At 64.8% G+C, this 12,594-nt stretch carries 10 protein-coding genes, 4 tRNA genes and 1 pseudogene; 11 read left to right on the top strand and 4 right to left on the bottom strand.

All coding sequences use genetic code 11. The annotated features are described in order from the left end of the window. Positions 1-1,385 (bottom strand): N-6 DNA methylase (locus tag NZM16_RS09855; RefSeq protein WP_295480188.1); only part of this gene is annotated, 1,385 nt, incomplete at its 3' end. A gap of 356 nt (positions 1,386-1,741) precedes the next feature. Between NZM16_RS09855 and NZM16_RS09860 the strand changes: the two genes are divergently transcribed. Both NZM16_RS09860 and NZM16_RS09865 read left to right on the top strand, forming a co-directional pair. Further along, a complete protein-coding gene (locus tag NZM16_RS09860; protein WP_295480189.1) occupies positions 1,742-2,926 on the top strand; it encodes an FAD-binding oxidoreductase in 1,185 nt (394 codons plus the stop codon). A gap of 248 nt (positions 2,927-3,174) precedes the next feature. Beyond that, complete coding sequence (locus NZM16_RS09865) at positions 3,175-4,137, top strand: threonine/serine dehydratase (protein ID WP_295480190.1); 963 nt, start codon at positions 3,175-3,177, stop codon at positions 4,135-4,137. A 36-nt stretch (positions 4,138-4,173) separates the two neighbouring features. On the opposite strand, the gene NZM16_RS09870 is transcribed toward NZM16_RS09865, so the two are convergent. From NZM16_RS09870 to NZM16_RS09880, 3 genes are all read right to left on the bottom strand, one after another. Next, positions 4,174-4,956, bottom strand: coding sequence for an ABC-2 family transporter protein (locus tag NZM16_RS09870; RefSeq protein WP_295450692.1), 783 nt, complete (start codon positions 4,954-4,956; stop codon positions 4,174-4,176). After that, on the bottom strand, positions 4,953-5,423 hold the full coding sequence (locus NZM16_RS09875) for a pyridoxamine 5'-phosphate oxidase family protein (protein ID WP_295480191.1): 471 nt from the start codon (positions 5,421-5,423) through the stop codon (positions 4,953-4,955). The genes NZM16_RS09870 and NZM16_RS09875 overlap by 4 nt, the downstream gene beginning before the upstream one ends. Positions 5,424-5,483: 60 nt before the next feature. Further along, positions 5,484-5,569: transfer RNA gene (locus tag NZM16_RS09880), tRNA-Leu, on the bottom strand. Positions 5,570-5,882: 313 nt separating this feature from the next. Between NZM16_RS09880 and NZM16_RS09885 the strand changes: the two genes are divergently transcribed. The 9 genes and pseudogenes from NZM16_RS09885 to NZM16_RS09925 form a co-directional block, all read left to right on the top strand. Beyond that, positions 5,883-6,869, top strand: a complete 987-nt coding sequence (locus NZM16_RS09885) for a hypothetical protein (RefSeq protein WP_295480192.1) — start codon at positions 5,883-5,885, stop codon at positions 6,867-6,869. 79 nt (positions 6,870-6,948) lie between these two features. Beyond that, positions 6,949-7,941, top strand: coding sequence for an SDR family oxidoreductase (locus tag NZM16_RS09890; protein ID WP_295450687.1), 993 nt, complete (start codon positions 6,949-6,951; stop codon positions 7,939-7,941). A gap of 425 nt (positions 7,942-8,366) precedes the next feature. Beyond that, entirely contained in the window at positions 8,367-8,972 is a 606-nt protein-coding gene (locus NZM16_RS09895; RefSeq protein ID WP_366946199.1) for an isochorismatase family cysteine hydrolase, read from the top strand. Positions 8,973-8,984: 12 nt separating this feature from the next. After that, positions 8,985-9,527, top strand: coding sequence for a transcription repressor NadR (locus tag NZM16_RS09900; RefSeq protein WP_295450680.1), 543 nt, complete (start codon positions 8,985-8,987; stop codon positions 9,525-9,527). Positions 9,528-9,815: 288 nt separating this feature from the next. Beyond that, a complete protein-coding gene (locus NZM16_RS09905) occupies positions 9,816-11,147 on the top strand; it encodes an MFS transporter (RefSeq protein WP_295480193.1) in 1,332 nt (443 codons plus the stop codon). Positions 11,148-11,211: 64 nt separating this feature from the next. Beyond that, positions 11,212-11,284 (top strand) — tRNA-Phe (locus NZM16_RS09910). Positions 11,285-11,290: 6 nt separating this feature from the next. Next, a tRNA-Gly gene (locus NZM16_RS09915) sits at positions 11,291-11,363 on the top strand. A 2-nt stretch (positions 11,364-11,365) separates the two neighbouring features. After that, positions 11,366-11,437: transfer RNA gene (locus tag NZM16_RS09920), tRNA-Cys, on the top strand. 684 nt (positions 11,438-12,121) lie between these two features. Next, positions 12,122-12,594: pseudogene (locus tag NZM16_RS09925) on the top strand (hypothetical protein); the annotation flags it as partial.

Here is a 12,594-nt window from a genome sequence, read left to right on the forward strand (position 1 = left end):
AGATCTTCAGCAAGGGCGCTTCCCTCCCGGTGCTGCCGATGAAGACGGCGGTATGCGTCGGCGAAGACCTCCTGGACGGAAAGGGGCGGCACCGGCACCAGGACCTCCCGCAACAGCCGCTGAGGCACCGTCACCGTCCCGGTCCCCCGCCAGATGCGCTCCAGCTGCTGTCGGAACAGGGCCGTCTGCGTAAGCCACGCGAAGAACTCCGGCAGCATCCGGCTGGAGTCCAGGCGCAAAATGTAGATGTAATCGTCCGCAATCCCTTCCTCATCCTCCCCCAGCACCACCGCCGCTCGGCCGATGCACCCGACCCCGACCCGCACGAACAGCACATCGCCCGTTCGCGCGCGCGCCCCCGGATGATCCATCGGGCTGCCCGGGGCGATCCGCCGCCCATCCCGGCGGAGATCGATCCCGAACGGTGTGACGGTCTTGGCGGAGAGGAAGGGAATCCCGGATGCGGCGAACTTCCGTCGTGCTCCATATTCGGCATGGCCGCCGCGCATCTCTTTCAATAGCTCCTTCAGAGGGCGGAGCGGGAAAACAGACCGAAGGACGGGAGGGCGCAGATGGTGCAACGGGGCCATATCCTCCAAAAGCTCTCCGATCGGTTTGCGAACCCCCTCGCCTTCTTTCAGCTGCCTGAATACCTGGGCCAGATCCGCTTCCTCCTCTACGTGGGCGAGAAGCACCGGAGCGGAAGGAGAGGCAGCTCCCTTGCGGGCGAGCAGAATACAGCTTTTCGCGGGGAAGAACCGTCGGGAGAGGCTGATGATCGCCACCGGCGTGACATGGCGGATCAACCAATCCCGAACCCGACGGTAGGGCAGATTCGCGAAGAGGCCTTCCGGCAGCACGATGGCCAGCGCCCCATCCTCCCGCAGCGCCCGCACGCTGAGCTCCAGGAACAGCACCTCGATCGCCTCGCTGCGCCGTCCTGCCCCGAGGGCGAAGCGCTCCAGCCGCCGGCTCTCCTTCACCCGGCCGTATTTCGCGGAGAACGGCGGGTTGGTCGCCACCAGATCGAAGCGCCCCTCCAGCTCAGGAAGGAGATCCAGCGCGTTCGCATGGCGGAGGAATACGCCCGAAATGCCCCCCAGCTGGCGGACACATCCCGCGAAGACATTGGGGTCCACCTCGATGCCCATCACCTCGGAGAACCCATAGGTCCGGGCAGGTTTCAGGAACACCCCCTCCCCACAGGCGGGATCCAGCATGGAGCCTCGGCGGGAAAGCCAGGGAAGGGTGATCTCCACCATCCAGGTGGCCAGGGTGGGCGACGTGAAAAACTGCCCCAACGCTTTCTCGCGGCGGCGGAAATGCCGATCCCGCTGCCGCGGGGCGCGCTCATCGGTGAAGGGAAGAAGAAGAAAGGGAAGCATCCGGGCGCTCCTGCTCTGACCATCTGCGTCCTGATATTACGAAATTCTCGAGGAGGCCAGCAAAAAGGGTGACAGGCGTCTCTATACAGGCACCCAAGGGCATCGGTGTCCCATAGGCGGTAGATCGGCTGAAGGGCCCGATGCCCGAAATCCAGGGTAGGGGCGAAAAATCTTTCGCCCTTACCGCCTTTACGATATTATAGCGTCTGCGAGGCGCTTCTCCGGGATCCCCCTACCCCTCTGTCCCTCTGGCCTCTTACACAAGTGTGGAAGAGAGAAGGGGGACAAGGAGGGAGACAGCTCGGCGCCTCTCTCAAGATAGCGTCTAAAGCGCCCCGCCCGGCGGAGGGGAGACCATGGAACACCCACCGATCGGTTCCGGCGAGCTTCCCCGCACGGCCGACCTGGTCATCATCGGCGGCGGGATTGCAGGGACGGCGGCGGCGTTCTACACCGCCCGCGAAGGCTTCCGCACTGTGGTGGTGGAGCGCAAACCATGGCTGGGCGCGCTGACCACGTCTGTCGCCGTGGCCTGCTTCCGCGCCCAGTGGGACGACCCCGACTTCGCCTACCTGATGGTCCCCAGCATCGCGACCTATGAGCGCTTTGCGGAGGAGATCGGAATCCCCGGCTACACCATCGGCCTCCGCCAGCCAGGCTGGTTGTTCGCCACCACCGATCCTCAAGGCTTGGAACGGCTTCGGCGATGGGTGGAAGGGCAACGCCGCCTGGGGATCGTGGACACCGAGCTCTGGACCGGCGACGAGGCCCGACAACGGTTCCCCTGGCTTTCCCCAGCAGTCACCGCGGCGACCTTTCGAGCCCGCGATGGCTGGCTTTCGCCTCACGAGGTGGTTTACGGCTATGCGCGCGCCAGCGGGGCGACGTTTGTGATGGAGACGGAGGCCCTCCGGATCCGGGTGGCAGGGGGACGGGTCGCCGGCGTGGAGACGAACCGGGGCTTCCTGGCCGCGCCCCAGGTGGTGATCGCGGCAGGCCCATTCTCCAAACGTCTGGCAGCGACCGCCGGGGTTGAGCTGCCCCTTTTCCTGCTCCGCCGCCAGCGGGCCTTCGTCGCCGATCCGGCCATCCCCTCGGATGCGCCGATGGTGGCGGACGATGACACGGGCGCCTACTGGCGGCCGGAGACGGGAGGCGCTTTCCTGGGATGGGGGCTGCCGGAGCCGCCGGGTGAGCCTCAGGACCCCGTTCCCGCGGATCCCCTGTTCCCGGCGCAGGCGCTGGAGGGTGCCGCCCGTCTGACCCCATTATTCCGGGAGGTGGCCGCCCGGCTGACCCGGGATCGGGTTTCGGTGGCGGCGGGTCAATACACATGCACCCCCGACGGGAAGCCCCTCATCGGGGCCTGCCCGGGCGTCGAAGGGCTTTATGTGCACACCGGGGACAACGGCTACGGAATCGAAAGCGCGCCCCAGGCCGCCCGGCACCTCGTGGCAACGCTCACCGGACGGCTTCCGGAAGCGGAGAATCGTTTCCGAGTGGACCGGACCTTCTTTCCAACTGGGAAGAAAGTGCTATAAGCGCCGGATGCGCCCCATTCGGGGGATTTTAGGACGGGCAGGGCCACCAGCGGGAGAAAAGGGCTTGCTCCGCTTTGGGCGGAGTAAGCCGCCAAAGGTGGCATTACCCGCTCCAAAATCCCCGCGAAAGCGAACGCACGATCCGCTGCACGGAAACGCTCCCCTCATTTCGGAAGCGATTGCAGGGGCTGAGGAACCCTCCCAGCGCAGCTTGCGCTCCGTGGCGTATGAACCTACAGGAGGCCAGGATGGCCGAGTTGCCATTGCCGACCTTTGCGGACGTGTTACGCGCCCGGCAGGTTGTGCAGCGTTTCCTTCCGCGCACCCCGCTCTATCGGTATCCGACCCTGGATGCGCTACTGGGGGCACGGGTCTACGTGAAGCATGAGAACTTTCAGCCCATCGGCGCCTTCAAGGTTCGCGGCGGCGTTTATCGGATGTCTCGCCTTTCTCCGGAAGAGCGGCAGCGGGGGGTCATCACGGCTTCCACAGGCAATCACGGCCAGTCCATCGCCTATGCCGCCGCCCTCTTCGGGGTCCGCGCCGTGGTTGTGGTGCCCCAGAATGCCAATCCGGTTAAAGTGGAAGCGATCCGCGCCTACGGCGCGGAGATCCGGGTCCGTGGCCGGGATTTCGATGATGCTCGTTCCTACTGCGAGCGGGTGGCCGCTGAGGAAGGTCTCCGTTACGTCTCCTCCGGCGATGAGCCGGACCTGATCGCGGGGGTGGCCACGGAGACTCTGGAGATCCTGGAGGAGCAGCCAGACATCGAGGTGATCATCGTGCCCGTGGGCGGGGGGAGCGGAGCGGCGGGGGCGTGCCTGGTGGCAAAAACCCTGAACCCGGAGATCCGGGTCATCGGCGTGCAATCCGCCCGCGCACCGGCGGCGTATCTCACATGGCGCCATCGGCGCTGGACGGAGGCGCCGATGGGAACGTTGGCGGAGGGCCTGGCCACGCGGCGGCCATTCATGTTGCCCCAGCGGATCCTGTGGGAGAAGCTGGAGGACTTCGTCCTGGTGGAGGATGAGGAGCTGGTGGAAGGGGTGCGGATCTATCTGGAGAAAGCGAAGACGCTGACGGAGCCGGCGGGAGCGGCCCCGCTGGCTGCCGCCCTCCGGCTGCGGGAACAGATCCAGGGAAAGACCATCGCCCTGATCCTGAGCGGCGGGAACCTGTCGCCCGAGCAACTTCGCCGCTTTCTCCACTGACTCACGCCTATCCCCTGGAGCATGTTCGGATAAGCTCTAACCCCCCGCGCTGGTGTAATGGCGAAGCGCATAGCGCCAGAAGGCGCGGCTGATCATCAAGAGTACCGCAGCGATCAGGAGGCCCGTCAGAACCCCTTCAGGCCGCAGCCAGCCCAGGACCGCCTGTGCGGGCACGGTGGTGATGAAGGCGATGGGAACGACGAAGGTCAGCACGATCCGCACCCAGGTGGGGAAGGCCGTCACGGGAAAGCGCCCCGCCTCGAAGAAGGTATAGATCAATTCCATAATGTTCCCCACCTCGACAAACCAGAAAGCCAGGGTGATCAGGATCATCAACAGGGAATAGAAGATCACCAGGCCGGAGAGCAGCATCACCCCGAACAGGACCAATCGATCGAGCGGAGGCCACCCCAACCGGCTCAGGGCCCACGCCACAATCCCCAGGCCCAGCAGGATGTCGGTGAGATGCCAGACCTGCATCTGCTGGAAGGAGACCACGAACTGGCTGTCCAGGGGACGCAACAGGATGAAATCCAGCGTGCCCTGACGGACCGCCTCCGGGATCTCCTCCAGGTTCGGGCGGAAGAGGGCGGCCATCACGCCCTCGAAGGCGATGAAGAGCCCGGCGACGATCAGGGCCTCCTCATATCGCCAGCCGCCCAGCCGTGGGCGATGCATGAAGAACACCTGAAGCGCCGCCAGCGTCCAGAGGGAGGAGGCCACCGCTACCAGGGCGCTGGCCAGGAAATCGGCCCGGTATTCCATGGCCGCCATCAGGTTCGCCTTGAAGAACCGGAGGAGAACGCGTAGGTAGGTCATTCCAGACGCCACTCCACTCGATAACCGAACCCCCTCGTGTTATCGATCCATCGCACCCAGCGCGGAGTCACCCGATAAAGGCGGGCGTGGGCCAGAGCCTGCGGTAGCTCCTGAATGAAGGGGAACTTCGCCCGATAGCGGATCATCACCCGTTCCCGCTCCTCCGGATCCTCCACCGGATCCGCTATCCCGGTGAGTTGAAGGCCCTGGATCGTTTTCCAGTCCCACGGCTCCCCATGGATGGTCACGGCGACTTCCGGTCGAGCGGTGAGATGGCGAACGTGGCGGCTCTCCGGGGAAGAGAGGAAATAAAGCCGTAGCCGTTCATCGTGGACAAAGTAAAGGGAAGCCGCGTAAGGGCGGCCGCTTTCATCCGCCGTCGCCATGGTCAGGGTCGAGCGCTGACTCAGAAAGCGGAGGACCGCTTCCCAGGCTTCTCCTGTATGAGGTGGGGCAACTTCGGCCATGCGGTCCAACCCTGCGCGGTGGAAAGAGATTGCCGCTCGAATCAGGACCCTGCCCACAGATGGGCCGGGCGGGAGTCGAACCCGCACGCCCCTTCCGGGGCAGCAGATTTTAAGTCTGCCGCGTCTGCCGATTCCGCCACCGGCCCGTTCCGATGAAAATTTTAATCGAACTTGCCGTGTTGCACACCTGAGGCTGGGGGCGACGGGGCAGGCGGTGAAGCCGCCCACGCCACCCCAGCTTTTCTCATCCCGCCGCTTCGCAGCGTGGGGAGGGGATAGGCGGAAGACGCAAGGCCCGAATCCCCAGCATGGATCGTTAAGAGGGCCATAGGGCAGATCGAACTCGCCGAGCGGCGCAGCGTCGTGCAGGAAGCGCGCACTCCTGTAGGATGAGGTTATCATAAATGGGATCGGCGACCTCGCTGGCTCTCAAATTCCTCGGATGAGGGGATCAGTGAGATGGAACTCGGGGAATGGCTTTCGCGGGGACTTCAACTGACCTGGCGGTATAAGACGCTCTGGATCTTCGGTTTCCTTGCGGCTCTGGGCGTTGGGGGATCCCCTCGCGTGTCGGGTCGTCTGAACCTGGGGGTGCAAACCCCTCCCCCATCCTTTGCCCCGGGTTTCGAAAGAATGCTCCAGCGATGGCTGGAGCAGAACTGGCCTCTCCTCGTTTTGGCCTTCCTGGGCTTCTTCCTTTTCGCCTTACTGATCCAGCTGGTGGCCCTCTGGGGCCAGGGGGCCCTGATCCTGGGAAGCGGCGAGGCCGCCGAGGGGCGTTCGCCGGCGCTGGGCGCCCTGGCGCGACAGGCCGCCGCCCGATTGCTCCGCCTGATCGGGATTATGGTGCTGCTGGGCGCTCCCGGCTTCCTGATCACCCTGATTCTTCTTCTGGCCATCCTCGTCGGCTTCCTGCTGGCCTTCGCCCAGGGAGCGGAAGCAATCCGGATTGCCACCTTGCTTGTCGCCATCCTGACGGCGCTGGTCCTGCTGGGCTGCCTGCTGCTCCTCGCCGGGGCGCTGCATCTATGGTCCCGCCTGGCCCTGCGCGCCGCCCTATTAGAGGATCTGCCATGGCTTCGGGCGCTCCGCCGGAGCTTTCAGATCGGCATGCGCCGCATAGGTCCCCTCCTCCTCGTCTGGCTGGTGCTGGATATTGGGGTGCTGGGGACGACCACTTTTATCCTCTCCATTCTGGCTGCCATCCCCCTGCTGGCGGTCGGGAGCCTGGCCTTCCTGGCCTTTTTCGGAGGCGGAGGCCCCGTAGATCCCTCCGCGATATTCCGGTTCGCGTTGGGGATCGCCCTGGCGGCCCTCTGTATCAGCGTCCTGATCCCGCTTCTGCTGGGGCCGGTCATCACCTTTGTGGAAACCGTATGGACCCTGGCGTATCGCTCCTGGATCGGAAGTTCACCCGCCGCGGGGGAAAGGCCGTCGGCGATCTGAAGGCCATCTTGTTTCGAGCGTCCGCAGGTTCCAGGTAGAATCCAGATGGGAGTCCCATTCCACACAGAGCCGGACAGCGATGCGCGCGCTGATCACGGGAGGGACAGGCTTTCTGGGGGCCAACCTGGCGGCTTATTTGCGGGGACAGGGCTGGACCGTCCGGATCCTTCGCCGCGCCACATCGCCCCTGGAGGCGATCAAGGATCTGGAGGTGGAGCACGCCATCGGAGACGTGTTGGATCCGGACAGCCTGCGCCCAGCGATGGTAGGATGCGATGTGGTCTTCCACACCGCCGCGATTTCCGCCTACTGGCGCACCCCGGCGGAGCAGATCCTCCGGGTGAACATCGAAGGCACGCGGAATATCTTGGCCGCTGCCCAGGAGCTGGCGATCCGGCGGGTCGTCCTGACCAGCTCCCTGGCGGCCCTTGGGGTGCCAGAGCCCGGAACGCTGCTGACCGAAGACCATCCCTATAATCTGCCCCCTGGCCGCTTCCTTTATGGCTACAGCAAGGCCATGGCGGAGGCGATCGCTCGGATCTTCGTGGAACAGGGTTTAGAGGTCGTGATCGTGAATCCCTCCGTGATCCTGGGCCCCCGGGATATTCATCGCATCTCCGGGAGCCTGATTCTGGAGATGGCCCGGGAACGGGTGCCGGCCCTCCCGCCGGGCGGGGTGAATGTGGTGGCCGTGGAGGATGTGGCGCGCGGGCATCTCCTGGCTCTGGAGCGCGGACGACCCGGGGAGCGTTACATCTTGGGTGGGGAGAACCTGAGCTATCGGGAGCTCGCCGAGCAGATCGCGGAGATCGTGGGAGTCCCGGCTCCTCGTCGGGTGCTTGCTCCACCGGTCGTGAAAGGGTTGGCCGCGCTGGCCCGGATCGCGAGCGGAATAGGTGTCTCCTTGCCCATCGGGGCAGATCAGCTGTGGCTGAGCGCTCATTTCATCTGGTGTGATGGTCGCAAAGCGGAGGCTGAGCTGGGTTACCGCCCCGAGATCCCGGTTCGGGAGGCCATCCGGCGCGCGTGGGAATGGTATCAGACGACGGACAAAGCGTTGGAGGCCTCCTAAACGGATTTCCCTTCCCTCGCGAGGCAATCCTATATCGGCGATCCCCGTCCGCCCATCGCACCCGGGCTTCCCCTCAGACCCCTGACGGCCATCCGGTTCGGTCGTGTTGACCCGGACCGGACTCCGCTTTCGATTGAGGGGTGGGCGAGGCTCCCTTCAGTATCCTCGCCCGCTCACAAAAGCCCCTATGCCCCGAGTCCCTCAACGGCTATCTCCCTCCTCAAAGCGGACAGGACCGCGTGGAAGGGAATATCGGAGAGGGGGATCTTCTGGCCCCGGCAATGGCGCCCCCTAACGGTGTCCCCGCTTCGATTGACGAGCTCAGCTGAGAAGCTGAGAAGATGGACAGGGGAGCGCAAAGGGGCTATAATCTGTCTTGACAATAGACAAGTCATCTGTATAAACAGGAGGTTGCCATGGCGCGGATGGTGGAAGTGCCGGAGTATTCCCTGGTGCCTGCGGTGGAGATCGATCCGCGGACCTCAGCGCTGATCATTGTGGACATGCAGAACGACTTCGCCCATCCCCAGGGCAAGCTCTTCGTTCCGGATGCCCCGGCCACGATCCCGAAGATCCGCCAGCTCCTGGATCTGGCCCGCTCCAGCGGGATGTTCGTGGTCTTCACCCAGGACACCCATTATCCGGGGGATCCGGAGTTCCCGATCTGGGGAGAGCACTGCTTAGCGGGCACCTGGGGGTGGGAGATCGTGGAGGAACTGAAGCCTCAGGAAGGGGAACTGGTCCTTCCGAAGCGGCGCTATGATGCCTTCTACGGCACCCCTCTGGAGCACGAGCTCCGTCTGCGGGGGATCCGTGATCTGGTGATCTGCGGCACGGTAGCCAGCATCTGCGTGCATTACACAGCGGCCAGCGCGGCCCTGCGCTGGTTCCACGTGATCATCCCGGTGGACGCGACCTCGGCGCTTCATCCCTTCGATATGGAGGCGGCCAACCGTCAGACGGCGTTCCTGTTCCGGGGCACCCTGACCACCGTGGATGCGATCCGGACGCGTGCCCCGGTGGCGGCCTGAGGGAAATGAACCATGGCGGCGCCTGGAAAGCCGATCGAGCGCGTAGCGGGCCCCGAGGCGCGCCGCGCCCAGATCCTGGAGCTTCTGCGAACGGCCGGCCGGCCGCTCACCGGTTCGGAGCTGGCCCAGCGCCTGGGGACCAGCCGGCAGGTCATCGTTCAGGACATCGCCGTGCTGCGGGCGGCGGGGGTGGAGATCCTGGCGACGCCCCGGGGCTACTGCCTCCCCGGCGCCCGTCCAGCCCACCGGATGCTGGTCGCTGTCCGCCATACCCCGGATCAGACGGAGGATGAGCTGACGCTCCTGGTGGATCTGGGGGTTGAGGTGGTGGATGTGATCGTGGAGCACGCGATCTACGGAGAACTGCGGGGAAGCCTGCACATCGCCTCTCGGGAGGATGTCCGTCAGTTCATGGAAGCCCTGCGGCGGACGGGGGCTCGGTTATTGAGCGAACTGACCGGTGGGTTGCATCTCCACACCCTGGAGGCGCGGAATCCGGAGATCCTGGAACGGGCGCGGGAGGCGCTACGGCAACGAGGCTATCTGGTGGAATAAGGCCAGGCGGGCGGAGTTGCTCCGGGTGGCTCTACCCTCCAGAGGATGGGGTCGTGTTTACCTGCTGCGGGATCATGCCTTCGATTCGAAGGGATTTTCCGGCGGGCGGTACCACCTTCGGTGGCCTTGCCCGCCGGATAAGAGGAGGGGCACCGCGCGCGGTGCCCCTCCCCTTTCCGAGGCCCTTGGGTCTCGGTGAGCGGGGATGGAAGAGAGGCCATTGATGCTGCATTCCGGGTGAGGCAATGCCTCACCCCCGCTGCGAAACCAAACCCAGAGGGGGCTCCCGTGGCTGCTTCAACGCTGACCTTCGAGGAAGCCATCGATCGGGTAGGCCTGGGCCGGTTTCAATACAAGCTGATGGCGATCTGCGGCGCCGGATGGGCGGCGGATGCCATGGAGGTCCTGCTGATCTCCTTCGCCCTGCCAGCCATCCGACAGGAGTGGGGGCTGACAACGGCCCAGGCGGGCCTGCTGGGCACGGCCATCTTCCTAGGGATGCTGGCCGGGGCCTGGTTCTGGGGGACGCTGTCCGATCGCATGGGGCGCAAGCTCGGCTTCATCCTGACGGTGCTGATCGACTCCGGCTTTGGCCTGCTCTCCGCCTTCTCGCCGAACTTCGCCACCCTGATCCTCCTGCGGGCGCTGACCGGCTTCGGCGTGGGCGGCACGTTGCCGGTGGACTATGCGATCTTCGCGGAGTATCTGCCGCGCCAGAAGCGAGGACGTTACCTCGTTTATCTGGAGGCCTTCTGGGCGCTGGGGGCGCTGATGGCGGCAGGGCTGGCCTGGCTGATCGTGCCGCGGCTGGGATGGCGGCCTCTCCTGGCGATCTCCGCTCTGCCGGGCCTCATCGTTTTCTGGATCCGTCGATACGTCCCGGAGTCCCCGCGCTTCCTCCTGGTCCACGGCCGCGAGGAAGAGGCCCGCGCCGTTCTGGCTCAGGTCGCTCGGGAGAACGGCGCCTCGCCTCCGGAGGGAATCCGCCTGGTTGCGCCGCCGGCACCTCGGGTCACGGTGGGGGACTTGTGGCGCCGTCCTTACACCCGGACCACGGCGCTGCTATGGTTGATCTGGTTTGGAATCTCCCTGGGCTACTATGGGGTCTTCACCTGGCTGCCGAGCCTGTTCGTCCAGCGCGGACTGACCTTCCTTCGCTCCTATGAATACATCTTCCTTCTGACCCTGGCGCAGCTTCCGGGCTATTTTTCGGCGGCCTACCTGGTGGAGCGAATCGGGCGGCGGATGACCCTGGGGCTGTATCTGCTCGCCAGTGGGGTCTTCACCTATCTGTTCGCAGCGGCGGTCTCCCTGCCCGCCTATGTGGCGGCAGCGATCTGGATGTCGTTCTTCGCCCTGGGAGCCTGGGGGGCTCTCTACGCATATACGCCGGAGGCGTATCCCACCCAGCTGCGCACGACCGGCATGGGCGCGGCCAGCGGGATGACCCGGATCGCTGGGGCGCTCGCGCCCACCCTCGGGGGATACCTGCTGGGGGTCTCCATGCCGCTGGCCCTGACGGTCTTCGCGGCCGCGTATGGGATCTCAGGGCTGGCGGCCTTATCACTGCCTTACGAAACGAAAGGCCGGCCGCTCGCGGACGTGGTGGGGGAAATATAGGGGTGGGGCCAGGGCCGATGGGCTTGACAAACCCTTCCGGCCATGTTAGATATTAAAGTGGATTGCCGAGATAGCTCAGTTGGTAGAGCACCCGGCTGAAAACCGGGGGGTCGGCGGTTCGATTCCGCCTCTCGGCACTGCAGGCGGGCGTAGCTCAGACGGTGGAGCGCCTCCCTGCCATGGAGGAGGTCGCGGGTTCGAGTCCCGTCGCCCGCTCTGGCGGCGTAGCCGAGTGGCCCAGGCAGGGGTCTGCAAAACCCCGGACGTGGGTTCGATTCCCACCGCCGCCTCCTCGCTTCAACGCCCCGGGTCCGGACCTTCGGCCCGGGGCGTTTTGGCATCCGCATCCGAAAACCGCCCGCGGACACGCCTCGCGAGGGTCAGATTTGAGAATTGAGGCATGCGATTCAGAAACTTAGCTTACTCAGTCGATGTGCGCAAGAGAACGAGTCCCCAATCGTCACCGGTCCCGTTGCTACGGATCCTCACATGAGCTGGTGATGGCTCAAACACACCTGCTACCCTCGACGTGTCTATCCCCAGGCGATGAGCTACCAACCCTCTATTTAGAAGTCGCTGCTACGCGGTTGGGTTCTCATGAGAATGAGACCCATCCACGCCGCTCTTCACGGGTCGAGCGACCGTGATCCATGCGGAGCAGCGCTTCTATTGATCATCGATATAAGAGCCTTGCATTGGGCATCGAGGATCAAGACGAGTGTTTTCAAAAGCTGCCTCTCGGATCATCGGTTTCCCCTGTAGGCCGGTCGCTCCATCAGTTCCTCTTCTGTATTGGGGAAGGGCCTAGATCCAGAGTAACGGGAATCATGCAGGGATCCAACCGGCATGCACTATGGATGGCGATTTGCGTAGAACGCAACGGGAGGAGCACGAAGTCCGCAGGAAGTGCCGGCAAGCTTCCCTTCACTTTTGCCTCGTTTCTGTGATAGAATCCTACAGGAGGAGATGTTTATATGGCCTTTACGGTGCGCGATTTTGAGGATCTGATCCGCCTGCTGGACCAGCGACCGGAGTGGCGGGAGGCGCTGCGGCAGCGGATCCTGACGCGGGAGCTGCTGGAGCTGCCGGTCCAGATCCAGGCGCTGCACGCGGAGACCGAGCGGCGGTTCCAGCGGGTGGAGGAGCAGATCGCTGCGCTCGCGGAAGCCCAACGGCGGCACTATGAGGAGTTTGTGGCCTTTCGCCAGGAGGTCGAACGCCGCCTGACGGAGGTGCAGGCGGAGGTTGAGGCAGCCCGCGTCGAAGCTAACCGCCGCTTCGCCGAACTCGCGGAAGCCCAGCGCCGCACCGAGGAGCGAGTGGGACGCCTGGAGGAGGCCGTAGCCGCCCTGGCCGAGGCCCAGCGCCGCCACTACGAGGAGTTCGCCGCCCACCGCCAGGAGTTCCTCGCTTACCGCGAGGAGACCGAGCGCCGCTTCGCCGAGCT

It is taken from the genome of Thermoflexus sp. (assembly GCF_025055495.1).
Classification (GTDB): domain Bacteria; phylum Chloroflexota; class Anaerolineae; order Thermoflexales; family Thermoflexaceae; genus Thermoflexus.